At 47.6% G+C, this 26,036-nt stretch carries 18 protein-coding genes and 1 pseudogene; 7 read left to right on the top strand and 12 right to left on the bottom strand.

The window, feature by feature from the left end:
* Nucleotides 1-110 precede the first annotated feature (110 nt).
* The 5 genes from RTN40_RS16695 to RTN40_RS16675 all read right to left on the bottom strand — a co-directional run bounded on the left by RTN40_RS16695 (nucleotide 111) and on the right by RTN40_RS16675 (nucleotide 12,375).
* The gene (locus RTN40_RS16695) at nucleotides 111-4,193 is read right to left on the bottom strand and encodes an Eco57I restriction-modification methylase domain-containing protein (protein ID WP_312229452.1); all 4,083 of its coding nucleotides are present in this window, start codon (nucleotides 4,191-4,193) and stop codon (nucleotides 111-113) included.
* Entirely contained in the window at nucleotides 4,190-7,330 is a 3,141-nt protein-coding gene (drmD, locus tag RTN40_RS16690) for a DISARM system SNF2-like helicase DrmD (protein ID WP_312229451.1), read from the bottom strand. Before drmD ends, RTN40_RS16695 begins: the two co-directional genes overlap by 4 nt.
* A gap of 47 nt (nucleotides 7,331-7,377) precedes the next feature.
* Nucleotides 7,378-8,430 carry a DNA cytosine methyltransferase gene (locus RTN40_RS16685; RefSeq protein WP_312229450.1) on the bottom strand — a complete coding sequence of 351 codons (1,053 nt, stop codon included), beginning with the start codon at nucleotides 8,428-8,430 and terminating at the stop codon, nucleotides 7,378-7,380.
* Between the two features lie 462 nt (nucleotides 8,431-8,892).
* Nucleotides 8,893-10,914 (bottom strand): DUF262 domain-containing HNH endonuclease family protein, encoded by a 2,022-nt coding sequence (locus RTN40_RS16680; RefSeq protein WP_312229449.1) that lies wholly within the window; start codon nucleotides 10,912-10,914, stop codon nucleotides 8,893-8,895.
* Nucleotides 10,915-12,375 (bottom strand): DUF262 domain-containing protein, encoded by a 1,461-nt coding sequence (locus RTN40_RS16675; RefSeq protein ID WP_312229448.1) that lies wholly within the window; start codon nucleotides 12,373-12,375, stop codon nucleotides 10,915-10,917.
* A gap of 1,154 nt (nucleotides 12,376-13,529) precedes the next feature.
* Here RTN40_RS16675 and RTN40_RS16670 point away from each other — a divergent pair.
* The 3 genes from RTN40_RS16670 to RTN40_RS16660 are packed head-to-tail and all read left to right on the top strand — an operon-like array spanning nucleotide 13,530 to nucleotide 16,949.
* Nucleotides 13,530-14,456 (top strand): hypothetical protein, encoded by a 927-nt coding sequence (locus RTN40_RS16670; RefSeq protein ID WP_312229447.1) that lies wholly within the window; start codon nucleotides 13,530-13,532, stop codon nucleotides 14,454-14,456.
* Nucleotides 14,449-14,916 carry a hypothetical protein gene (locus RTN40_RS16665; protein WP_312229446.1) on the top strand — a complete coding sequence of 156 codons (468 nt, stop codon included), beginning with the start codon at nucleotides 14,449-14,451 and terminating at the stop codon, nucleotides 14,914-14,916. The genes RTN40_RS16670 and RTN40_RS16665 overlap by 8 nt, the downstream gene beginning before the upstream one ends.
* Nucleotides 14,913-16,949, top strand: a complete 2,037-nt coding sequence (locus RTN40_RS16660; RefSeq protein ID WP_224227662.1) for an ATP-binding protein — start codon at nucleotides 14,913-14,915, stop codon at nucleotides 16,947-16,949. Before RTN40_RS16665 ends, RTN40_RS16660 begins: the two co-directional genes overlap by 4 nt.
* A 155-nt stretch (nucleotides 16,950-17,104) precedes the next feature.
* Here RTN40_RS16660 and RTN40_RS16655 read toward each other — a convergent pair whose 3' ends face one another.
* The 7 genes and pseudogenes from RTN40_RS16655 to RTN40_RS16625 form a co-directional block, all read right to left on the bottom strand.
* Entirely contained in the window at nucleotides 17,105-17,800 is a 696-nt protein-coding gene (locus RTN40_RS16655; protein WP_312229445.1) for an RNA ligase family protein, read from the bottom strand.
* Nucleotides 17,800-18,333, bottom strand: coding sequence for a hypothetical protein (locus tag RTN40_RS16650; protein ID WP_312229444.1), 534 nt, complete (start codon nucleotides 18,331-18,333; stop codon nucleotides 17,800-17,802). The genes RTN40_RS16655 and RTN40_RS16650 overlap by 1 nt, the downstream gene beginning before the upstream one ends.
* Nucleotides 18,320-19,627, bottom strand: a complete 1,308-nt coding sequence (locus RTN40_RS16645; RefSeq protein ID WP_312229443.1) for a DUF3696 domain-containing protein — start codon at nucleotides 19,625-19,627, stop codon at nucleotides 18,320-18,322. Before RTN40_RS16645 ends, RTN40_RS16650 begins: the two co-directional genes overlap by 14 nt.
* A 326-nt stretch (nucleotides 19,628-19,953) precedes the next feature.
* Nucleotides 19,954-20,142, bottom strand: a pseudogene (locus RTN40_RS16640) (transposase); the annotation flags it as partial.
* Nucleotides 20,143-20,239: 97 nt separating this feature from the next.
* A complete protein-coding gene (locus RTN40_RS16635) occupies nucleotides 20,240-20,866 on the bottom strand; it encodes an inovirus Gp2 family protein (protein ID WP_409418537.1) in 627 nt (208 codons plus the stop codon).
* Nucleotides 20,867-21,237: 371 nt separating this feature from the next.
* Nucleotides 21,238-21,831: a hypothetical protein gene (locus tag RTN40_RS16630; RefSeq protein WP_312229441.1), complete on the bottom strand. Its 594-nt coding sequence runs from the start codon at nucleotides 21,829-21,831 to the stop codon at nucleotides 21,238-21,240.
* Nucleotides 21,832-21,928: 97 nt separating this feature from the next.
* The gene (locus RTN40_RS16625; RefSeq protein ID WP_312229440.1) at nucleotides 21,929-22,135 is read right to left on the bottom strand and encodes an AlpA family phage regulatory protein; all 207 of its coding nucleotides are present in this window, start codon (nucleotides 22,133-22,135) and stop codon (nucleotides 21,929-21,931) included.
* A gap of 501 nt (nucleotides 22,136-22,636) precedes the next feature.
* Between RTN40_RS16625 and RTN40_RS16620 the strand changes: the two genes are divergently transcribed.
* The 4 genes from RTN40_RS16620 to RTN40_RS16605 all read left to right on the top strand — a co-directional run bounded on the left by RTN40_RS16620 (nucleotide 22,637) and on the right by RTN40_RS16605 (nucleotide 26,001).
* Nucleotides 22,637-23,551, top strand: a complete 915-nt coding sequence (locus RTN40_RS16620; protein WP_228303401.1) for a hypothetical protein — start codon at nucleotides 22,637-22,639, stop codon at nucleotides 23,549-23,551.
* Between the two features lie 100 nt (nucleotides 23,552-23,651).
* The gene (locus RTN40_RS16615) at nucleotides 23,652-24,527 is read left to right on the top strand and encodes a GTPase family protein (protein ID WP_014226756.1); all 876 of its coding nucleotides are present in this window, start codon (nucleotides 23,652-23,654) and stop codon (nucleotides 24,525-24,527) included.
* Between the two features lie 200 nt (nucleotides 24,528-24,727).
* Nucleotides 24,728-25,432 carry a WYL domain-containing protein gene (locus RTN40_RS16610; protein ID WP_312229439.1) on the top strand — a complete coding sequence of 235 codons (705 nt, stop codon included), beginning with the start codon at nucleotides 24,728-24,730 and terminating at the stop codon, nucleotides 25,430-25,432.
* A complete protein-coding gene (locus RTN40_RS16605; RefSeq protein WP_312229438.1) occupies nucleotides 25,432-26,001 on the top strand; it encodes a hypothetical protein in 570 nt (189 codons plus the stop codon). Before RTN40_RS16610 ends, RTN40_RS16605 begins: the two co-directional genes overlap by 1 nt.
* Nucleotides 26,002-26,036: the final 35 nt, after the last annotated feature.

The following is a 26,036-nucleotide window of genomic DNA, read 5'->3' as shown; positions in this document are numbered from 1 at the left end:
CGCTCTAGACGAAATTTTGAGCCGTGACAACAAGATCAACGGGGGTTGCGTTGATCATTAATGAACTACCTTTCTCAAACTCAAACTTAGTTTGAAATTAATGTTGGGGATTATTTTCGTGGCGTGCTTAATCTCTTAGCTTTAGCCGCTTTTACATGCAAGTCAGCAGCAAGTTCCTCCTGATAGCGAAGGCGATTCAGTTCTGACAACCGCTGCAGTACTTCGACACGGGCAGTCTCCGATATAGTGAAACGGACGCGATCTCTCTCGGGCAGATATGGTACTTCGTGGAAGCCGTGCCCGAGATCGAGATCGTCCCAGCCGTAGGCGTGTGTGACGCTGATGTCCATTTCACATTGCAATGCGCGTAATCCCTCAATACGGGGATCGCGTTCGGTGTGTGTATGGAAGCGATTATAAAACTTAGTCAGACCGATGCGATCAGCAAGCATAATTTCAATGCGTGCTTCATGGAACCTATTACCTAAGTCATCAAGCAAACAGTCCTTTACATCATTGAATCCATCCGGGAAAACGAATGGTTCAAGCGCATCTGTAGGGCTGTATCGCAAGTCTGTCTTGAGTCTTGATGCATGCTGCCATGCGAAGACAGCATGTATATTCGATTGTAACAGAGCAAAATTTCTACCACGATTGTGTGAGAACACAACGGTAGCATCTGAAAACACAATGTTGGAATCGACAAATGAGAAAGCTAGTGTCTTACTGACACGCGTGATCGCAATCACTTTTGAAGACAGTGCTCCATTGGGAGAGCAGTTATTTGGGTGGCATTCGAAATGATGACCACGACCAATTACATGGTAGAGTTCCGGACGATGGCGCCAGAACAACCACCACATAGACATGATGTCGCGGTAGGACTTTTCTTTGCTCTTACCCAGCCGCTCCAGGTACACATTTTCTTTGATCCATTCATAAGGTTCTTTGTAAGTAGCTGCTTTTTTTTCCGGCCAATCCCAGAAATTGATTACCCAACGGCTTGGTTTCTGCTCTGGGTCCGAATTGAGATCATCTCCGTTTATGAAGGGGAAGATCACCTCGGCGTTTCTAGGATCTGCATCCAACATCCTGCGAGCTTGAATAGGGGAGAGTAAGAAACCCTTACCTAGTACGATCGAGCCTTGATATGCTAAACCCGCGTTCGCTTTCAGTCGCTTCGGACTCCATTCTTCACGATCAGATAGGAATGCTGAAATGAAAGATTTCTTATTTCCGAGTAAATTGCGTTGACCTTTCCATACGCCCTTGTGGATATGCACACGGCTTGTAACGACAGCTGCTTTTCCTGGCCAAGGTTCGTTAGGATAGGCTGCGTAGATGATAGCTCCATCGTTCAGCATCCATTCAAGCCCACCTTTTCTAGTATCGCCCTCCGCAATAGAGTTTGTAGCAATAAATCCGAAACTACCACGGCCTCGAATAATATTCCAAGCACGGCGGAAGAAATGCGCTACCAAATCAGCGTTTTTACCAGCTCCCGGATGTTCAATGGAAAGCCAATCGTTGTAGGCAGCTCCTGTCACAGTGCTGATACGCTTTCCTCCAAGAAAAGGGGGGTTACCTACAATGCCATCAAATCCTCCACAATGCTCAAACACCTCAGGAAATTCTAATGGCCAATGGAAAGGTTTACGAGAAAGCTTACCGGTGGGCAAATCAGTAGAAAAAGCAGTGATTGCCCTTTGCTGCATTAACGCTAATTGTTCATTATCACCTTCCATAGCTTGCTCGGCTTGGATGGCAAGAGATGCTAAAGCTGTTTCCAATGCTACGGCATTGCCGCCAGTAGCAAATACTTCCCCAATAAACGCGTCTGCAATACATTCCGGCACATTTAGTCTGCCTCGTGCATTGGCATTCAGCTCTGCCATAGATTCCACATCGTGCATATTACGGATGGGTGTTTCACGTAATTGCTGGCGCAGCGCAATGGCTTCGTGTATGGCCTGCTTGATATCTTTACCAAACAGACGCAGCTGTCCTTGAGTTGTAGGACTCATCGAAAGCTGGGTAAGTTGATCCATCCGATGGATGCCTAGCAAACTGTCACCGCAACGTAAATTGTGGTCAAGAAACCCAAATGGTCGGCCCTTAGCTAACGTTACTAGCCAGATGGAAAGCTTGGCGAGTTCGACTGCCAGCGGGTTGAGGTCAACACCGTATAAGCAGCGCTCGGCGATGAGGCGACGGGCGATAACGATACGTGCATCAGTATCTCGTGGTAGTGGCTCCCTGGCGTCTAGATCTTCCAGTACGTCTCCGTCCACACTTATCATCCTTCCTGTTGCTTCAGCCTGCAACCAGGCTTCGACGAGACGATCGGCCAGCCAGCGACAAGCCTGTACCAGAAAAGCACCCGACCCCATGGCTGGGTCGCAGATCTTGAGGTCAAGCAGTTCGGCGGAGGATTTGAGTCGCCAGCCTTCACGCGGCGAACCTTCTGCAGGACCGACATAGGCCACCGGCGTCAGTGTCTCGGCGACGATGGCTTCGGTGAGCGACTTGGGAGTGTAGTGAGTGCCAGTCTCGCGTCGGTTGGAACCGCTTGTGACGATGAAGGCACCAGCGGGGTAGACTAGCGGATAACCCCAAGGGTCAGTGCGCAGCAGATGGGCATAAGGTTTGATACGGTCACGTAACTGGATGTCACCTTGGCAGGTAGTGAGTAGGCGATCAGCCAAGGTGTCATCGACATTTTTGTATAGGCTGTTGCGTACTCGGCTGACAGAACTGCCGGAGCGCTCTTGCAACAACTTCATTAATTGTTCGGCACCAGCAGTGTTCGCTGCATCCAGCTCGGCCAGTGTAACCCATGGATACTGTGATTTTTTGGTGGCATCCAGTTCCAGTGTGACTTCATCGGTGCGCCTTACGGTGCGTTCCAGCAGACCTTCATACACGTAACCGATTTGTTCGACGTCCAGTGCTCGATATGAGAGTGTTCGGCCCTGGAATTGCTGGATAGCCTCTAGCAACAACAGAACTGTGCGGTTATCAATCGGCAGTGGCTTGGTTGTATCTGTCCGCCAACTGGAACCTTTAGCCCGTCCTTCCAGAAAAGGAAAATGATCAGGATCGAATAGTGAACTACCCAGTGCAGGCAGACGAAGACTTTCATGTTCCACCCCGCAGAAAACAGCACGGAAGACCGCCAGCAGGCGCGACCAGGCGTCCCAGCGTCGTTCTAGGATTTCTTCGGGTACCTTGCGTAACTGCATACGTAAGGTGGAAAGTGCATAGTTGGCTTCGTATCGTTCATCGCCCAAAAGAAGCAGGCCGCGCTCCTCTGCTGAGAGCAGAAACACCAAGCGCATCATCACTGTCAGAGCCGCTTCATAGAGTTCGGATTCTTTTACGTTGTAAAGTAGTTCACGGTTGCGATCCTGATCAGCTTTATCAAGGGACTGGATTAATACTTCTACAGCGCGACGTACTTGTTCTCCCAGTGCATCGGTTACTTCATCCTGATATTTCAGAGAACTGTCGAACAATGCGGGTAGTTGTTCGGATTCATCGACGAAAAAACGGCGGATACCGAGCAGGTGCACGAAGGCCTGCAGTGTTATGGGCTCTAGGTTCCAGAGTCGAGCATACCAGCTGGCGAAGCTGGTGACAGCGCCTACAGGGGCATCCACCAGCATCCAGCGTTCGCCATTGGTCACCAAACCAAGGCGACACTCCCTGGAGCGGCACAGCTGAACCATACGTTCCGTGGGTGTAGTGGCCCATCCGTCTATTTTCAAAGTTGCGTCAAGATCGATATCTTGCGCATAGGTATGAATGAGCATCAAAGGCTTGTTCGCACATTGCTCGTCGACAATTGCTAGAGTTGGTGACAGAGCTACGCCATGATCAGGGAGAAAAGTGTTCAAGTTGGCGGCGCACCAATCTGTGCCCTTCAGTACATCGCCTTTCCCATCCTCATCAAACTCAAGGCCACGTGAAAGAACCTCTTCAATCCACGCGAAATGCAATTTGTTGAACTGAGAATCTTCTTGTTCCAGCGCTTCTCGCCACTCATCGTAAGCTTGGCGCAGTCGTTTACGCTTAGCTGCGTCTAGCTCTTCCAGCCCTTGCGGGAATGCATCTTTTAGTACTGGTACGGCAAGGAAGGGGCCTGAAATGTCGATTAGCGAGAGCCAATCATCGTGTATGCTGGCCATACTCATGCTTCCTCCCTATGAATAGTAGATTCAGGTACGAGGAAGATAACAGCAACAGGAAAAGTACGATCGTCGAGTTTAGCGTAGCGAGTTTCGATGGCTTGGATCTCCTGTTCACGCTCTTCAGGAATACGTGAAAGGCGAGCTTTCAGAGCTGCGGTGTCACGTTTGAGCTGGGTTCGTTCATCCTCTGAGAACAGTGAAAATTGCTCAGGTTGTTGATCTTTTTTTAATTCGATACAGATGGTTTTTTCAAGTTCATCAAGCACTGTGCTAATGTCCGTCAATTCTCGATTCTTACTGAGCTGAAGAGTATTACTCAAATCTTTGAGCCGGTCTTTTGACCTAGCGTTCACTGACTGTAAAATCGCGTGTTGAGCACGCTCAAAACGAATACGGATATCATCAAATAGTGAGTCAGAAGCTGTCATTGGCTTACTATTATCTAGCCATAGCTGGACTTTATTGACCCCTTCTTCACGGCGGAAGGATTTATCCCCAAGATAACCTCCAGCTGTTGTTAACTCTTCGTGGAGGCGATGGTAATTGCCTCCGGTGATGACCAGCCTTGAACTAACTACTACGGCAGGGCCATCAATTAGTGTGTCGGGCACCGAACGTACAGTAACACGATGCAACTTCTTCACGTCATCGCGAGCCCATACTTCTGCTCGTAACAGACGTAGGCACATCTGCACCAGTCGATGATTCAAATGAACGAGTACGACATCGTCACGCCCTTTCGCCACGGTATGGTCAAAGGTGATAGGGCGAGTTTGTAGAGTATAGGGATGGCGTAACCCCTCCAGGCAACGGGCCCAGGATCCTGACAATGCTGGCATTTTGAATGTTGAACCAGCTGGAGCATCCGGAAGAGCATAGGGCTCCAAATGTGGTCGGCCTGCCAAGGAAAGTCCCGTATTTACAGCTATAAGGATATGCTCTGGAGTGAGATGGAAATCGTTTTGAGTGGATAGTAGCCGGTCATGTAACCGGGCTATCCTTTCTTTCAGTTCACGCTCGACGCTTACGAATCGTTTAGTTTTGGCGATCCTAGCTTCTGCAATACGAGTATCAAGATCCCTAATAGATCCTTCAATCAGTTTCGACATCTGTGGCGCGATAACCGGATTGACGCTCCCCATGTCTGATCGCATAGATTCGAGCTTACGTAGAGCTCGGATGATGTCCCCACTATGACCTCCAATGCTAGCTTGGCTATTTTCATCACCATCGACAGGATGCCAAATCAATACTTCTTTCTGGCGTTGACCATGACGGTCAATACGACCATTGCGCTGTTCCATCACATTGGGGTTATAGGGGATCTCAAGATGGATTAGGCAGTTACAATGGTTCTGCAGGTCGATACCTTCAGATGCTGCATCGGTAGCAAGAAGAATACGAACGGCAGAGTCTTTGGGAGCGGTCTGGAAGGCTGCTTTTACTTTCTCACGTTCGTCCTGCGCTATGCCACCATGGAGGATCGCGAGGCGCTCCCCGCCAAATCCATGGCTGGCTAGGATCTCGTGTATCCACTGGAGGGTAGTGCGATATTCAGTGAATAGGATTACCCGGCACTCGTTCCATTGACCGTTTATTTTTAGATTGGTATCAAGCCAATTGAGTACGGCTTTAGCTTTGGAATCGACTTGGTTTCTGGCTATTTGTGCCCATTTACGTAGTTCACTCAGCATTTGTTGCTGGTCGGTCGTGAGCGGCTGAGCTCGACATGAAGCTTCTTCAACAGCCTCAGATTGCGCGTTCTCTACCTCTTGGTCGTTAGCGTAATCTTCATCAACACGAAGAATAGCTTTGCGCAAGATGCGGTCGTCCATCGGACTATTATCACTACGCAGGTTTCCATAAGTCAGACTAGCGATGTGTTTTTCGAGTGTTGATGCGAAGGCCGCAGGGGAGGAGAAGAGCCGTTTTTTTAGTAGCTGATTCACGAAAGCAGTTCCGAATGTGCTACCGGTTTTCTCTGCACCTAGTTCTCGGCTCTTGCAGTAGTCATTGAGTTTTGAGTGAATTTCGCGTTCTTTGGCGGTGTAGAAGATCGGTAAGGCTTCAAGCTTACGTTGGGCGTAAAGTAGATTGCCGTCAGCATCGACGAGATCGCTCTTGAGGCGACGAATCATTACTTGATTGAGCTGCTTATCGTCCGGGAGTATATTTCTGGCGAAACGTTGGTCATCCAGAAGTTCGAGCAGTGAGGTGAAGGATTCGGTATAGCCATTATGTGGCGTAGCGGTCAGAAATAACCTGTGCTGGAAGTGAGGACTGATTGAACGGATGAAGCGCGTTCTCTGACTCTCTAATGCGTAGTTTGCCCCAGCAGCCGGTGCGATATTATGTGCTTCGTCAATGACCAATAGATCGAACTTGCGTGGGTAGCTGCTATACAAGGGCAACACATCGCGCATAGCTCTCAAGCCTTCGCCACTTTTGGCCCAATCCATGGATGTGATCAGTCGAGAATGCGATGTCCACGGGTTGGCATGGATCCCTCGTTCTCGGCGTAATTGCTTGATATAGCGAGTGTCGACGATTTGAAATTCCAGTCCAAACTTTTCCTGCATCTCCATCCGCCACTTTTCCTGTAGCGACGCAGGGCAGATAATCAGAACTGTACGGGCTCGATGCCGAAGCAGCATTTCCTGAATGATTAATCCCGCCTCAATAGTCTTACCTAAACCGACATCATCGGCTATGAGGAGATTGACACGTGCCATATCAATTGCACGCACCAACGGATCGAGTTGGAAGTCTTCTATACTAACGCCACTGCGAAATGGGGCCTGCAGGAAGCCTCGGTTAGCATTAGTGGCTGCTCCCCAGCGCACTGCGTCAAGGAAAGCATCAAGAGTGCTGGAGTCGTCTTGGCCACTGATTGTGGGCAGCCCAGCCCGTTCAATAATCTGGGCACCTACCTCAATTTCCCAAATAACCTCAAGTTCTTCCCCCAAACCATCTTCATCAATAGATGACAAAGTTACTGCGTGCTGTTGAGCTGAGGCTGGTAACAATTGAGATGAAGTAACTTCCACAACAATCCATTGACGCCGACGGACCTCAACCAACTGACCGGGTTCTGGAATAGTTCGCTGTACTCGGATATCAGGTGTATTAGAAATTTCCATATTGTTTTCAGGCTCTAATTCAGATAACTAAATGATTTATATATATTTTATTTCACAGCGACCATTTTTACATTTGCAAGATGTGAATTAATGCTACGTGCAATTGCTCGGCCAAGTTCAACAGGAACTGCATTCCCGATTAGGCGCCCTAGAATCCTTAAACTTACCGGCCCATCATGGGGAATAAATGCATAGTTACGAGGAAAACTCTGAAGAATTGCCGCTTCTCTCAGGGAGATTGCGCGGTTCTGTTCAGGATGCCCAAATCGACCATTTCCGAAACCATAGCACTGCGTTGTCATGGTTGGTGCTGGTTTGTCCCATTCCATACGGCCATAAACACTAGCGTAAGTTCTGCCACTTTCTGTTCGATGACAATCGGCAACAAGATGTTCTGGCCAGTCACGCCAGGTTCCTCCTGGTTTTGAGGCCTTAATACGTTCCAGATTCTTATCTGACAATGTGGAGGTAACATGCAGTTTATCTCTTGGAGCGGCTTCACCAGCTTTTAATGCGCGCAGATGGCCTATAGCTTCTCTTACTGTTTTGGGTTTTGTACACGTTGGAGAAGACATTTTTATCTCGCCATGGAGTGATGCCAATAAAACCATTCTCTTACGTGTTTGTGGGACACCGAAATGAGTGCAATCAACAATGCTAAACCATACGCTGTAGCCAATACACTTCAATGCCTCGACGAAGTCGTGGAACACTTGGTGTTTAGCCACAGTAGGAACATTTTCCATCGTGATCACGTCTGGGCGGGTACCTTCTGCTAGGCGTGCAAACTCATACAGGAGCCCCCATTTACCATCCTTACCATCCGACTCATAACGCTGTGTATAGGTAGAAAATGGTTGGCAAGGCGCGCAGCCTGCGAGAATTTTGATGCCAGCATCGCCAAACAATGCATCTAATTCGGTTGTTGTTACTTTGCTTATGTCACGTTCTATAAATTTGGCATTGTTGTTTGATTCATAAGGAAATTTGCAGGCTGGATCCATGTCAATTCCTGCAACTACAGGTAAGCCTTCAAGTACAAGGCCATGCGTTAATCCACCTGCACCACAAAACAAATCGACACAAGATACTTTCTTCATTTAACTCTTCTCATCTTTTCAAAGACTTAGAGATACTCATAAATTAATTACTACAAGAGTATCAAGATCTTATTTCCACTTCATTAGTATTTGCACAACGTCCAAGATGCAACCATTTGCGAGCGCCTTCAGCTTACAACTTCCATGATGAAGTATTTTATGTATAAAAATACAGCATTTTGGGGCTGCATATAAATGGTGATTTTGCTGTTACCAGAGTCTTCTATGATTCATTCAACCGATGACCAGCGATCTAGACTGAAAAGCCCCATACCAGAAGTTGTTTGCTTGTATGATCTCATGAACAGCTGGTAGGGTAAATGAATACTGGATACAGGTTTGGTGCCTGGTTGTGGGCGTTGAACAAGATAGTGGCAGGTTGATAGTCCGCCTGCCTGATGTAGCACCCATCAACGAGGTTTATAATTGTGCGGAACGTACTTATTGGATTTCTACTTAAGGCTATTTCCCGAGCTCCACCTCAGAAAAATATACGTTATATTCCTCAAGCATTTGTTGCTGATGAGCCAATGCTAGCACGTCATTCCACTGCTCATTTTCATAAATAAGTGCCAACTTGAGTGAGTCCACCCTGCTCTGGTTACGCTCAATGAAACGAGCCCGTTTTTCAACATAGGGTTTGTTGCCGTACTCTGAGTTGATACTGCGTGAAACTAGCCCTAAATTACCAAAACAGTCCAGTATTTCAGAGCTCACTCGGTTGGAATCAAAATGCTCAGGCTGCTGTGGGGAAACATGCTCCACTGAATTCCTGGCCGTCATTCGGAATGCCTGCCAGGCACTCCCTTTTTGAAAGCGGTACCGCTCCCAAAGAATATATTCCAGCTTGTAAAACCAGTAGTGAGAAAATCCGGTTCCCTCATCAGCTTTCAGCACTGCCTGCATATCGCGGATCGAATAGCTATCGCACCATGGATTTAACACAAACGCACGGGTTCGTTCGATCAGTGGCTGTTCACTGCCACTGCAAAGCAAGTGATTGTCCAGATATTGCAGGTATCGGTGGGCACCTTCACCTCCATGGTTTAGTAGGTAACTAAGCAGGGGAGTTAGCCAGTAATGGGTAGTCAATTGCTGTGAGTGATAGAGCATGCTTTGTAACATAGCAAACCCGCTATCGGCATCACGGCTAGCGCGAATAAGGCTTTGGTAACCGTTCCGATTTTCATTCACTCGGAGGCGACGAATACCATGACTTTCTTCATTAGCATCATCGCTAATCCATTTGATGATATGTTTGTCAAACAGATAGCGGCAACGCCACAACAACTCGATAAAGCGACGTATCTGATTGGCTTGTTCTGATTTCTCACACTGGGCTAGCCCCGCCAGCCAATGAGTCTGGAAGATCTGTAACAGTTCTTTGTCTAGGATTTTGCTGATATCATCGCGTTGCTGATGTAACAGAAAAAGGCGTAAAACATGCTGTAAGAGCATGGAAAAGCCGATAATACTGCGTACATCATCGGCTTCATAGGCCTCGTTATTTTCAGAAGCATTGTTAGATGGCTCCGTCAGGAGTGTCTCATTATTAAGGATATCGTCTAATGAGTGGTGTCTGAGGTCTTGTTGTGTACCTAATTCCAGCAGTACGTCACGTATAACCAAGGGATCAGAGAGCATCTCCCGGTCTCGTTTAGCATCCTCGACATTATAAAGCGGGATCAGCTTTATTCCTTTAACGGTACGTAGGTTCTTTTCGACATAGGCCCCCATAAATGAGCAGGCATCCCACATCTGGCCATAGGCTTCGCGCTCAGCGCTATCTGGCAGTAACGCCAGCAAGCGAGCTTTCAAAATTTCATGGTGCTGCAGCTGCACACCGCGATTGTTGATGACCTCAAACAACTTGTTAAGGTCCGTGTTGGCCGGTACCAGGGTCAATACCAGTTGAACCCGATCACGGATGAACGTACCCAATTTGACAAGATCAATCCGGTGGGTGTCATCCGTTCTATGGGTGAAGTAACCCTCCATGACCTGCATTGCATAACTCAACGCAGCGGCCTTTTGCTCATCAGATGCAGCTCGGCCATCAAGTAAGGCTGCAAAAAAACGGCTTACCTCAGGGCGAATGGCAAACCGAATCCGCGGCTCACGACTATTTCCCAACTGGGCATAGAGAAAACAGGAAAGGGGATTTTGGCTTCGCTCACTGTTTTTCGATGATGAGAGCAGCCGCTCGATTACTACGCTAAGCAACCACAAGGTGGTAAAACGTTGCTGCCCATCAATCAGATCCAACAAGGGGTGCCCAGATTCTGTCCTTCCTTGCTCAATCACCAGCGTACTACCCAAGTAAAATACATCCTTGTCGGCATTACAGGCGTGGACTAGATCATCAAGTAATACTTTGATCTGGTCACTACCCCATACATAGAGGCGTTGATAGATAGGAATATTGAAAAGTCTTTTTTCATCAATGAGTTGAGCCAGTGACATTAATTTTGATTCATATTGCATCTACTTTTCCATCCCTAGCCAACCTTTAAGTACCCAACTGTCACCCTCAGGGATACCATCAAGATTGAAATAATCCAGCAACGCATTAAGGTAACGCCCCTGAACGCCCTTAGAGAGGACGATGGAGACAGCATTCCCGTATCCCTTACTACGTTCGATTTCAGAACGCAAGAATGCCATCACCTCTTGTGGGCGATAGGCCCCACATATCTCGTCAAGCAGATTGTAAGGAGCGTCACGTAAGTACTTGAGTGGTGATTCTTTAAAGATATAACTTTTCTCCAACCGTAATCCCCCCAACACCAGTTCCAAACCCACTGCAAAGGCTAATAGATGTTGATAACCAAAACGGTCGACATACATCAGAAGGGCCAAGTTAAAGAGCTCCTGCAAGTAATAGGCATTAGCACGTACCACACGTCGATAAAACTCTCGGAATGCCTCTAATTCGTGGCAGGTATTCTCTTGGTATAAAAGAGCATCAAGTAAAGAGGCATATTTTTGAGCGTAAAGGAAAAAACAGATGCCTTTATGAATGGGCTGGCGCAAGGTAAATGGTAAATTGGCCGCACTTTCACTAATTTGTAAAGGGTTCAATGCCAAGCGATAGTCATCGCTACTTTGCAATTTAAGGGAATTGGCAAATTGATTGTGATAACCCGGGTAGAGCGGGATCTCATCAATCTCACCACCACCAACACTCTGTTGTTGAAAGGCTTCCAGCAGACTATCGTGATCTTCACGCTCCATTTTCTTATTACCCCGCCAATTGCGGGCACGCCACAAATAGTACTGAAACAGCTCGGGTGCAAAATCTTGCTGTTCACAATCCTGCCGCCTAGGGCCTGCCATTTGAACATGCTCCCAACGTCGAGCACAGATTTGCTGCAATGACTCTACATGCCGTACGTTGGGCCCGTTCACAGCCCGCAGGTGATAAGCTTTGAGCAAATCAGTCGCTTTAAGTGGTACTCCGCGAAAATTCTGAGTATCAAAAAAGGTAAAAGCGAGATCTTCGCGCTCAACTGTGATCACCGTAAAACACAATTGCTCAACTATGGATGGCTCTAGAGCTGATTCACGATGTTCGCTCATTAGCTTGCGTGCTACTCGCAAATTACGAGCTGAGATGGGAGAGCGGTAATGAAATTCTAACCCTTTGGGTAATTCATTGTGCAAAGTATGATACAGCACTGCTAGGGTACTGAGGCGTTGTTGGCCATCGATCACATAGCGGGCTTTTTTTTCGTCATTCCGATGCAGCAATAGGGTACCTAGATAATAGACTTTCTGCCCATTGCCGCTGTGCCTGAACTCGTCCAAATCCTCTAGCAACTGATTGACCTTGTGTCTATCCCAAACATAGGGGCGTTGGTAGTGGTCGAGCTGTAAAGTTGCCCCATTGTCGCACAAAGTGGCAAAATCCATCATGCAGACCTCGACGGGCTGCTTAATCGTCATGATTGTGGCTCCAATGGCTGCTGGGTAAAGTCACTTAGCGGTTTTTCTTTACCATATCTTGATAAATAGGAAGAAATTTCCAGCAGCTCTTTTTTTGATGTCCTCATGTCCGCTCCCTATGAAGCATTTTTACATACCCATCGTTGCATGACATTATTGAATCAAGGAATGATAATGAACATATAATTTTTTGTATCGATGTGAGCTTATCCAACATCGCTTGATATGGCGCTAACATGTAGAATTTTAGGGGGCTAATCCTTCAGTACATCCCACTTCCGACAGTAGACCCCGTCTTACACACCGGGCATTTTTTCTCACCGCGAAAATCTACGCTGCACATGACGTACTGCCAGTCACGCATCGGCCATGTCATTCAGAACCGTCTAAAATAGGGCCTGAGTTTTGCTCTTTCCGTAATTAATCACAACGGCGGTATGTTTTGGTTTGATGTCAGCTTCGATATGTCAGACGTAAGCTTTCAAGTTGAGAGTGGCGGAATAAAAGGCGGCTTGAGTGGCGTAGATGGCAGGTATAGCGCTCGTAAGGGGGGCTGAGCCGTTTTAGTACCGATCAGGCTAGCGTTGCCGCCGAGAGCGAGAAAGGATTTAGCAAACATCATCCGACTCCTGCGGGTAGACGTAAGTCGATCCTGAAGCGTAGTGACCGGATGCGTCTATGCTGAGTTGATGATCAGCCAAAGCCCATCTCGGTTAAGATAATGGCAGAATCCTACATTCCGCCTAGATAACTGTTTTGAAGAATGGGCGAGTGGACCACCACCATTACCGCTAACATATCCTTAACTCGCACTTTTTTCCTTAGTCTGATATCCATCAGCACACGAGGACATTTTCATGATGATACATACTAGGTTATCTCAGTATGACTCAGAACATAGTTGCCCTAGGAACAGATTAGTAAACTGATTGACAACAATATCCTTTCACCTTTAATTACATGTATTAAAGATTCGATTTTGTCGGTAGTGCGATTTAATTAATTGCTAAAGCCTGCAGTTGCTGAGCTCTGAAAAGGTCATGTATGAAAAGAATATCAGTTGAATTTGGTACCACTCTTGATGTTTGCTTGAAGCTTCTGCTTTGGATCAACGCACAGCATCGACTTTTCATCATATTAGACCAAGGCCACTGATGTTCAACACCAAATTCGGGCCATTTAACGGATCTACCTGGGAAGGTCTTTGTCAGCAGGTCTTTAAGCGGAAGTATCAAGCTGAATGCTATCAGCAGATGCCAGCATCTCCAGGAGACTACGGCATAGAGGGCTACACCTCAGACACTGGGTGGGCATTTCAGTGCTATTGTCCTGAGAAGCACTACGAACGCACTGAGTTGTATGATAAGCAGCGCGACAAAATTACTACTGACCTTAGAAAGCTGAAAGATTACGGGCAGGAGCTTCAAACACGACTGGGAAGCACGAAGATTTCTCGATGGGTGTTTGTCACCCCCGAGATAGATCGTAATGCGCTCCTTGCACATGCAAAGGCCAAGGAAGCGGAAGTCCGTGCTTGGAAACTGCCCATCCTAACCGATGACTTCACAGTATTGCTCCACGATGGCGATCACTATTTGGTCGAAATTAATGAGGTACGTGCTGCCTGTGGAGAGGCTTTGGTCTTCGACGACACAGCACCAGTCCTAGCTGCCTTAACTGGTCAGCAAGAACAGTACGAGATAAACGTTCATCGTAAGTCAGGCTATCGACTCGCCGAAAAGGCTCAGGTGCCGGACTTTCAGACTCGCGTACAAATGCTTAGTCAGCGCACCATTGAGCAGTTCCTTGAGGCTGACGGATATTTCCGCCGTGTCGCATCAGCGTCACCAATGACACATGTGCGACTTATTCGCCTTATCAACGAGTACGAACAATACGTCATTGAAACTTCAGCTACTTGGTCTGGAACCGCAGAAGAGTTGACTATCCAAGTTCGTGATGGATTGGTAAAGATTATTTCCGACGAACTCGCACCTGAGTTTGATAAGGCCAACACTTTGAAAGTGGCAAGATACATGACCGCTCGGTGGTTGGCAGTCTGCGAGTTGGACTATGGTTGAGGTCAAGGAGCGAAAACGGCTTCGCTTCGAACGGCGACCGTCACCAGTATTAGCTGAACATAGGCCTATGTATAAGATTGGGCAAGTGTTGCTTATCCTGTCTCTGGCTTCTCGCGGAGGGAAGTCAAGTTTACCGCGCCTGCAACTATTCAACTGGGCTATGAAGTCGACCAAACGCCAGCAACAGTTGGTCCTAGCTGTTGAAGAGAAAATCTTGCAAGTTCCCGCATGGGGTTTCGATCCTGCATTAGCTATTGCTGTTCGACTTGCCATTGCGGAAGGCTTAATCATTGAAAACTCCTCTGGCTATGAGATTTCGACGGCTGGGAAAGTCTTTACCAAAGAAATATTGAAAGACTCCAATTTGTTCGGACGCGAGCGTTCGTTTCTATCTGATATCGGAAAAGGGCTGACAGAGAAAATGATCGAAGCAACTGCTAGTGGCTGGGAGGCACAGTGATCATTCGTGGCGTAAAATTCAGGGCTACCACTAATGAAGGGGAATATGGGTTTAGTTTCAACTTTGCGCGGACCCTGACCATCATCCGGGCCAAGAATTCAAGCGGGAAAAGCACATTATTCAACAGCTTGCTCTACGGTCTAGGCATGGAAGAACTTGTTGGGGGTAAAAATGAAAAGTCCCTTCCTTACGCCCTCAAGGAGTATATCGAATACAATGATCGTCGAATCCTAATCACAGCTTCGGAGATGATGCTTGAAATAGAGAGTCGCTCTGGAGAAATAGTTACGCTTCGACGTGCAATCAGGGATGCGGTGAGGGACCCTAGGCTCATTGAGGTATTTGCGGGAGCTCATTTAACTGAAAAAAAAGCATTTGGCGAAGCCAGGCCTACCTACGTGCACGATGGCGGTGGTGCTAAACGGCCCGAGGGTTTCCATCTTTTTCTTGAGCGTTTCTTGGATTTGAGTTTGCCGAGAGTGCCAACTACGAACGGTGGTGAGGCAAAGCTGTACCTACAGGTGGTTTTTGCAGCTTTAGCCGTGGAGCAGAAGCGAGGATGGACAGACTATATCGCGAACATTCCGTTTTTTGGCATTCGTGATGCGCGAACCAGAGTGGTTGAGTTCTTGCTTGGTTTGGATGTATTCGAGACGAACGCTACACGCAATCGGCTCAACGTCGAATCGGTTAAGATTGATGCTGACTGGCGCAAGCTTTATTCGGAGTTGCTACAGGAAACGAGTCCGCTTGGAACAGAAATCTATGGCGTTTCCTCAATCCCTTCGGCTCTCTTCAAAGAGGATGAGGCAAGCATCAGAAAACTGGCTGGCAATTCATCTGTTCCATTGAACGAGTACATCAGCCAACTACGATCCGAGTACGCTACCTTGCAGAAACAGGCTGAGCAGTATCATAAGACATCTGGGGTCGAGGCGATTCATAGCGTTACAGTTGCTATGGACGAACTGCAGGAACTTGTTATGTTGCATGAGCGTGCTACAACCTTCTACGCGGAGCAGCGAAGATCCCTGAAGGATTACGAGAATCTGCTCGTCGAGGCTAACGAGGACCTGGAACGGAACAAGACAGCAGCGAAGCTCCGTGACTTGGGTGCGAAGTACGATGTGGCGACCGCTATTGGTAAGTGTCCTACATGCAATCAGCCGGTTGAGGACACACTTTTGGCCGGGGCAGTGACTGGTCCCCAAATGGACTTAGCGGCCAATATCACCTATTTGGAGAGCCAACGTCGTATGCTTATACGTCAGATTGCTGGCTTGAAGAGTGGTTTGCAGGCGACTGACCTTCGAGTAATTGAGTTGGCTGCTCGTATAGCTAGCAAGCGTGACCTACTCGTCGCAATGCGCGGTGATATAACATCTGGAGCATCGGAGTCGAAGGCAATCGTGCGTCGACAGGTTCAGATTGAAGTTGAGGTAGAAGCGCTTGAGAAGCTCCAGATCACATCTATGGAGCTGTTAGCAAAATTCAGGCTGATTGCAGAGCGCATGAGCGTCAATCAGGCGACAAGAAGAGGCATGCCAAAAGAAAACTATAGCGAGGCAGACATCGAGCGAATCCGCCGCTTCCAATTAAATTTCAGAGCAAATGCTGGATCGTTTGGCTACGAAAGTGCTCCGATTAGAGAGATCGAAATCAGTAAGGACACGCTCATTCCATGCCTAGCCCAGATGGCATTAAGGGAGATACGGACTGACATTAAATCGGACTCTAGCGCCAGTGACTTTGTTCGCCTCATCTGGAGTTACTTGCTTGCCTTGTATCAGACCTCGACCATACCCTCATCCCTCGGAAATCATCCTGGCCTGTTGATGTTTGACGAGCCAGGACAACATTCAATGGCGGTTGGCAGTCAGCATGCTCTTCTCAAGCAACTAGCGAACGAAGCAAGCTTGCAGAGCATCGTCGCCGCCTCTTTCGATGAGTCGGAAGAAGTGTTCCGTCAGGCAACACAAGGCGTCCAATACACTCTCATCGAATGGGATGGCAAACTTTTGCAGCCCCAGTAAATGTGATAATCCTTTTTTCATCAGTGCCCATCATTCAGCCTTAACACCACATAGAAAACCCAATCTTTTGATTAGATTGGGTTATTCTTATCATTTTTTCAGTATGCCGTTTGCTGATGATTAGAGTGTTACCTAACTGAATCATATTGGGTGGGTTAAATGTATTTTTCGTTGCTGACTCTGTTCCACTCGATCACTCGCTTACGCCAATGAATGTCGATGGCTTGGGTGAAATCGGGTCGAACCAGCTTAGCGCGAGCTTCGCACCACTCTGCTGATTCTCGGCGGACCACAATACCCTCCAGTGGTCCTTTTCGATAATGACTTTGCTGCGTAATGACTAATTGCTTAAGTGAATTTAGGGAAGTTTTTATTTTGAGCAATTGCGGAACAGTAACCAAACCCGTGCTAGTGGCTAATGCATTACGGCGAGAGGTACTCCAGAAACGCCCCATAGCACGGTCATACACATCAAAGATCAGGAACCAATCAGGCAGTGCTACATAATCCAGAGAATGGCGCGCAGCGCACCATTCTCCGAACAAAATTATGTTTGGTGTAAGCATTGAGTATAGTGAGTCAGCATGCTGTACCAACCAGGATGGTAAGCGGGCAAACTGTCCAGTATGGGGCCCCGACAGATATTGACCTCTATTCTGGACTACTAAATTACCATTTGCGTCAAGCGACAAGCCAACATTTGCACCATCCAATTTTTCCTCTACCACAACTTCACCCGAAAGTAAGGATGCCACCTCACCGTGCGAAAGCACCTTATCATCGCGTGGTGAGCTATTACCCAGCCAAGCAAGGTGTGGGGTATGAGGAAAACGAAAGAATTTAGTAGTCATTAAGAAGCAACCTTTGAGCTATACCATTCATCGGGCAATAGTCTATGAAAACAAAGACCTATTCCTCTTAGTTGTTCTTCTGCTATGAACCAGTCAGTTTCTGCCCCATATACAATTGGTGGCACTTGGTCGAAAAGAATCTGTGCAGCCAGTGCACAAGCAGCCCATTTTCTATCCTCTCGATCTGATACCAGTGCTTCGTGCACAGGATCAAGCACAGCAATGTGCTCACCGTTTGCCTCAATCGAATTGATAGGTACATAAACGACCTGATTTCTATCTAACTTGTATTGCAAAACTTGCATGCCATATTCTTGCTCAAGAAAGTTGTAAGGCATGTTTCGTTCGTATTCGTCTCGTACTAGCCCTTCTTCATCTAGGACAATATTCTGCTCAGACTGTTCAAAAGAAGAAAGCCAGTCGTAAATCATTTCGCGCAGCTCAATCTCACTCGGCATGGCTCTCACTGCTTGATTTGACAACTCAGAGACAGCACTTGCTGCGAGCATAACATTGGTATCAACTAGGTACATTACCATCCCTCGCTCTTAATTCCTTTGCACGCTTAATGGCCAAGGCTGTCTGCTCTCTCGTCTCCCCCAGAGCATCTCCGAAGAAACCTTCTGGCCAGTTTTTCACACGACCAAAATCATCCAGCACTAAAGACCGCAGTTGTGCAGCTTTGCCTTCACGCTCAACAAAATACATTGCAGAATCTTTAGGGGTGATAAGTTGCTTAGCGATCAGTGTTTGCATCCGTCGGAACAGGTGCTCAGAGTGCGTTTCGACGATGAACTGAACATTTCGCTGCTTGCTGATCTCTACAAACAGCTCAGCTAACACAGACTGTGCAAGCGGATGCAGATGTATCTCAGGCTCTTCAAGGATAATTGTGCTGCCACTTGGTGCGAAATAGGCGATTATCAAGACAGGTAAGACTTGTGAAATTCCGATACCCACATCACGCAAATTTGCTTCTACACCATCACGGTGTACCACTAATTCATAGCGTGTCGAACGGCCCAGTTGTTTAACTTCTAACTTGTCGGCAACTTTCATCCGCACAAGCCACTTCGATACACCTTCAATAATGCGATTTTGGTCATCGCCTTTCATTAAGGCGCTGGCTAGGAGCACATCAAGCGCACGATGACCATCACTACCCACCTCACCCGGATTAGACTTGTTCCAAACATAATCTCGTTCAGGTTTCCGGCGTAATGGGCCAAGATAGACGATGTTTTCCAACTCACGGCGAATAGATAAACTCAAATCTTCAAGCAGTGCGCCATCATGACCCAATATTGCTATAGCTTCTGCAGACAACGATACCGAGCGCTCAGGACATAGGTGACGACCTTTACCCCGCGGTTGACCCTCTTCATCAACCATAACCGAATAAGCGCCTCTATCGCGACGTATAGATTTAAACTGGCGTTGACCGGTGCTGACGCTCCATTCCTTGATGGTCACTCCACCTGCAGAATTTTGACCATAACTACAGGAAAAACTTCCGTTATTGATTCGGGAAGGTGAATGGGGCTGAAAGGTGAAGTTCAATGAAAATTGGCGAGCACCCGCAAAATTTTTGTGTAACACATCGTCAAAATCGCCAAAATTAAAGATATCGTTGACTTCATCGCCACCAAGGTTGAGATATATGCTGCGATCGGGTGATTGCACGGTTTGCTTGAGTAGCAACAGACTTTGAATCAAAGTTGATTTGCCGGATGAGTTGGTGCCGAGCAACATTGTGACAGGCTTCAGGTCAATGTCACCCGTGTCTTGCCACGCCTTGAAATTTGTCAATTTTAGTCCGGTAAACATCAGTATAATTCTCCAGTTTCTGATTTATCCCACACTGCATGCAATAGACATTGGATTCGGTATTGTTTTACTTTTCTGGTCATATTACTACCTATCAATAAATGCATATTCGTGAGCTGGCCCAGCCATCTCCGACAGCTTTTATAGCTTAAGTTAACGATCCGCTGTCGTCGGTATACTTTCGGGGAGTGATAACCTAGCGCACTATGCAGGTGATTTTCTTTGTAATGCGTGAATGTTACTACTGGTTAACTTTTCGACTCCACTCCACTCCACTCCATTCAGTTTGCACGTTCCGATTAGGCTGTGCAGCAGCGGTCCCCCGCCCAGCCATCGTCTGCATAGTACATCAGTAACAGCCACTGGTTCAGAGCATACACGAACACTTTCGCCAGCTCAGAGGGTCGTGATAGGGTTTTCATATTTTCACGCAGCCAGCTTTCCAAGGATTTCAGCAGTGGTTTAGCTTTCTGCTGACGTTCGGCAAGGCTCTGCTCTGCCGGTAGTATCCTTATGGGCAGCGTGGCAAGGTATGAATAGCGCAGCCGCTATGCATTAGCGGAAGATGATTCGTTGTATGCAGTCTCTGCAGACCACCGGAATTAAGGAATATCAGTCCTGGCTGCAGCCAAATGAGCGTTCGGTATTGCTGTATCGCTTGGTGCGATGCTTTGCCATGTAGCTCAGACGGAAAGTCAGTGCATCCACTTTCTTTCTGAAATCCGGCTTATTGATTTCCAGAAAAGCCAGGGGGTTATCCGGAAAATGGACTAACGTCAGATACTCAGGCCAGTCTCGCTTCTTCATTGCACTCAGCCAGGCGTTTTGAATCAGGGATGCCAGACCTTTCCCCTGTTCATCGTAGCTTCCCAAAGCATTGAACGTGTCGGTGTTGACGAGGAGAGCCAGGTGATAATGCTTCTTGCCGCCCAGTTCCGGTTGCTCCAGCACCCAGACGTAACGTACTGAAGTACGATGGCTACGTTTCCCTTCCTTGGCTCTTCTCTGCCGATAAGCGGCTATCTGAGCTTTCAGTGAGTCGATAAAGCGGGACATCAGTCCCGGGCTCAAATCAGCATCGCTGGTAATACTGTCTCCCACATCCCCGTTTTCCGGTAAGTGCAAATCCACCCTGATAACTGTGGTTTGTGGATGATCCTGCAGTGAGTAAGAGAGCACCTCAGCGACTCTTTGCAGATAAACCACATTGAAAGGTGCCTGGCTTGGGTCGAGCTTCATAGGGTTAGTATTATCGAATATGAACACAGTGGTTTCCTCCACCTGTCGAGGAACAGCAGGCATGGTGCTGCTATCCCGTAAGGCAGGCTGGCATAATGGTTTGGTTGGGGGAATAGGGGGGGATGCTGATGTTCTTAGTTGATTGACCAACGACTGTCATGGTTGCACAGCATCATTCACAACATAAGTGTTATTAACTGATTGTATTGAAGTAATATATTACCTATCCGACATTATCATCATTCAGCGAGTCCTTTTGACACAAGGCTTAACTGATTGTTTTACCGTCAATAATCACTCCGAAGTTAGCTGTCTCATATAATAAGCATTTACAATGGAACAACGATGTTTCCTGCCAATACTTCAGAAGGTTAAATCAGTGGATCGACAACTGTGCGATACGCGAAAGTAACGTATTCATCCATTACGCTAGTTATCATCAGGTTCTCCTCCTGCCGCCCGATGATCCAGTTGCAAAGCTCCTCATAGGTCCCGCGCTTCAGATTGTCGGTCCAGTCATCAGGACAGTTTCCTAGCATCAAATCGTACCAGCACAACCAAACCATCTTCAGACGTAACTCAGAGCCACTGAACTGGCGGAACAGGCTGATAAGCTTATTTGCCAGAGGGCGCTGGTTTAATCGCACACACTCAGACAGCAAAATCCCCTCCAGCATGGGATGATGAGCTAGCAGATGCTCTTGGGTAAATAAACTGACGCTCAGGTCATCATTAACCGTCAGTGGGGCTGCTGCTCTGCCATAAATAATCCGGTGCAGGCACTGGGGAACAATCGCAATAACCTCTTCTGCTCCCGGAAACTTAAGGCTGCCAACCGTCAGGGTATGATGGTGGTAGATATTCTGGTGACACATACCTGACCTGACCGTTAACTTCGTAAAGTCGGTCAGCCAGGTCTGGTAGTATTTGTGAAGTTCTTCGTAACGCGGTTTATAGTCTTTCATGATACTTATTCCTTCAGGGGCAAATGACAGGCAGCAGAAAACCTCCGGATGAGACGGATAGTTATTTTCTTGCCAGTAGGATTAGTTAAGAGTGAGGTTATTTACGGGACTGTTCGACACGTTCCTGAAGCCAGGACTCCACCTCGCTCTTCCGCCATCGGGAGCTACGCCCCAGCTTGATAGGTTTGGGGAAGGATCCGTCCTTAATAAGCTTGTAAATCCACTTGTCTGTCATATGCAGCAGGCTGGTAATAAATGCCATGTCAATCAACTGGTCTTCGGTAAGTAAGGGATGCGTGTTCATGATTTAGTATCTCCGGTTAAGAAAGGTAACCCGGATGAGTGATATTTAATTGCGGTCACTGCTCCGGGGCATACCCATGGGGAGATACGTAAAAAAAGCGGGTTATATTGACCTCTAGGGGCCAACCGGTTCTGAGATGTATTTCGACGCGCTCATGTGCATGACTGTCTTACATTCTTCTGTTACCTCATCTGTTGCAGACATCAATCGCTCAAGTAACCGTCATCCTTCCTCTTTTGTCTTCATGGGCTTATAGTCACCGGACTACCTGTCCTTTGAAAAAGCCCTTCTTACTTTCCCGAAGGTCAGTGAGCAGCTTATCCTGTTGTTTTACATTGAAAACCAGCTAATCCCGCATCACTACACATTACATAAAACATAATTTTCACTACACTTTTTATTACGCAGATATCGACGCAGAAAGCAACGTATTTGACTACGTATTACACACGCATTAACCTACGTAATGATACCCACTTTAAAATTAATGAAAATGTAATTATGAAAGAACAGCTGACGGACAGAACAGAAAGAGCGTGCCGGTTTTATATCGAATACATGAAGAAAAACATCGAAGGATACCGGGAGCGCACTCCGCTAATCCTCATAACTGATTATAAAAATCAGGAGGTTATGGATATGATCCTGAGAGACCTTAATAATGAACTGAAAAACACTCATGAGTACAATAAGTTCGTACGGGAAATGAAAAATGGATTATTTTCCAGCATCATCCCTGAGACAAATTTTGAATGGATAAAGGACTATAGCTCCGCTTATTTTGCATGGAATATACTTTCAACCATGGGCCCTAAGGAAATTAATCCACTAGAGGTTGATTTTTACCGTGAACGGCCTCCGGTCATTCAGCATAACTTATTGCCTGTTATTCCGGAAACGTATAAGGATGCCCTTTCAGTACTCTACACCTGTTTTGATAGCTGGGATGTCGATTTATTCTTTAAGATCAAAACACTCTCATCATTAAAAAATATCTGGATTCAGCGAAATCGAGAGTTACCAGAACCATTTAAATGGATTGACCTTAAAAACCATAAACAATGTGCATGGGCTTTTAAATATGTTATGGAGCATATCAAACCCGATTACATGCCTTCATTTATGACTGAAATCAGACAACAACAAGTGATTACTTTTCTCACGGCAGTATTGTATTCCTGGCCTGCTCACCCTGACACTCGGCGTCTGATGATTCAACGGATGAAAAAAACATACAACCAGAATTTGTTCCGGGAAAACATTGCTGACAAAAAAGTAATTAACACTTATGTCCAGAAGGATATTAAAGAAAAGCTCGATATGCTGGCAAAGAAAAATGGTCGAAAAATTAACGAAGAACTGGAAGTTATCATTATGAATGCTTGGCACGATGCCAGATATGCAGAAGATAAATAGCATTCACTCCAAATAATTTCAGATAGATATTATCCTCGTGAATCCCCCGCATCCTTTACCGGATCGCGGGTCTTTTTATTTTTCGCGCTGAGATCTCCTTATGCAAAAATCTGACGGCCTTCTGGCCATTGAGAAGCCTCTGGCTTCACTGCCCCATACTCTTCGCAGTCTAATTCTTAAACGCCTTCGTAGTCTCACACAGTACGAGCCGGTTATTGGCATTATGGGCAAAAGTGGGGCAGGCAAATCGTCTCTCTGCAATGCCCTGTTCCAGGGAGAAGTCACGTCGGTCAGCGATGTGGAGGCCTGCACCCGCGATGTGCTGCGCTTCAGGCTCCGCAATGGCAATCACAGCCTAATGATTGTTGATTTACCTGGTGTGGGTGAAAGCGAGCAACGCGATGAAGAATACACTGCACTGTATCGCCGCATCCTACCCGAACTGGATTTAGTGTTATGGGTCATCAAGGCTGATGATCGGGCACTGTCAGTGGATGAACACTTCTATCGCAAGGTGATGCTGGCGTATCAGTACCGGGTTTTGTTCGTGGTTAATCAGGTAGACAAGGCCGAACCCTGTCATGAATGGTGTACCACCGATAGCACGCCTTCACCTGCTCAGCAGTTAACGATTGAGACTAAGAGAATCGCTATGCAGCAGTTGTTCCTGCCGCACCATCCTGTCTGTGTGGTGTCAGCCCGCACAGGGTGGGGCGTGGAAACCCTTGTCGATACTATGATGCATAGCCTGCCTGACCGGGCCACCAGTCCACTGACAACACAACTGCATGGAAGGCTCTGCACCGAGCCGGTAAAAAAGCAGGCACGTGAGCGCTTTGGTCATGCAGTTGATGAAATGATTGGCAATGTGGAGTCATCATCTTTTCTGCCAGCGCCTGTAAGGGCTGTGATTCGAACCGTGCGGGAAGCCGTGGTGACCGTTGCCCGTGCCGTCTGGGACTGGATTTTCTTCTGAAAAACCGCGTATAGCGGACACTTCCTGTCCTTTCTGCGCTCAATTAATGAGCGATTGATGCACCTTCAACGCGTAAAGGCGCATTACAGCTGTAATCCTCGCACTGAAAAAATACGCCTTCCCATGTCCATACCCTGTCCGACCCCTTCGTTACACTAATCACTTAATTTTCAGCCTGTTAACGGGATGGAGAAAATCTAATGTCCCAGACTGAGCGTCGCCATGAGCGGCTGGCGGTTCGGCTGTCCCTCATTATCAGCCGCCTTGTTGCTGGCGAAACACTGGATATGGGCCTTCTTGCCGCAGAGTTTGGTGTATCGCTCCGTACCCTCCGCCGGGATTTTCGTGAGCGACTGATGTACCTGGACCTGGAATATCGCGACGGCACCTGTCGTCTGCTTTCAGGTAGCCATCAGCGCGAACTGGCGGTGCTGACTTTTGCTCGTCAGTCAGGTGTGGAGGCCTTGTTTCCTGACATGGATAACCACATGGTCAGCTCACTGCTGAGTGGGCCCGGTGAGTCTCCGTGCCTCATATGGGCAGAATCGGAGTCATTGTCGCCGCCCAGGCCAGGCATATTTACACGCCTTGTCAGGGCTATATCAGAGCATCGTCGCGTGACGCTGCTGGCTGAAGGTTGTCGTTGCTCAGGGCTCGCACCATACCGCCTCGTACTCTGCGGAGGGCACTGGTATCTGACTGGCGAACATCATCATCGCGTGTCAGTGTTTCCGCTGAACGATATCCATGCGGTTACCTTGCACCCGGAACTGTTCGTGCCTGACCTTCAGATTCGCAACGTTCTCACCGAACCGGAATTCCTCAGAGCTCTTCCCCATTTTCACGTTTTTCACTCACTGCTCGCCAGAACCGGCGACGGTCTTTTACCTCATAAGGAATCATGATGAAGAAATTACTGACCACAACGGCGCTGGCCGTCAGTCTGTATGCTGGCGCTGTCTTTCCGGCGTCTGCCGAAACTGTCGTGGGTATCGTCAAATTCTGGCAGTACATGCAGGCGGATGGCTGGAAATCGGCCGATGGCATGGACGACGACACGCTGAACAATACGCTCTACCAGGCCAGTGTCATTGGCAATTACCCCTGGACTAAACAATTCCTGCTGCGTCAGCGTGGTGGTGGTGCTTATTTTCTCGCCGACAAGAAAACACATACCGTGCGCAAGCTAAATCTGAAACCTGCCAGCGGTTATTATTCCGACATGACATCGGTCTATCAGGGTGAAGACCAGGGGAAAGGGTGTTACTTCACTATAATCGACACCCAGTATCAGCTGGAGCTGGCTGACGAACCTCACTGCAACCAAGTACTTGCCGCATTCCCGGAAAACTGTGTCAACAAACAGCAGCAGGCTGCCCTGGCGGCGAAGCGTTCTGCCTCAGAGCAGAAACTGCAGCAGTGGGTAGCCCAACAGAGTCTGGCAGAGTTGTGCCGACGCACCGGCAATTGCTAAAGCAAAGGAACGGACGATTAATAAGGAATCTGCAC

This window comes from Pseudescherichia sp. (assembly GCF_031987975.1).
GTDB lineage: Bacteria > Pseudomonadota > Gammaproteobacteria > Enterobacterales > Enterobacteriaceae > Pseudescherichia.
The sequence above is the reverse complement of the archived record's forward strand: the minus strand, read 5'-3'. Positions and strand labels throughout refer to the sequence as shown.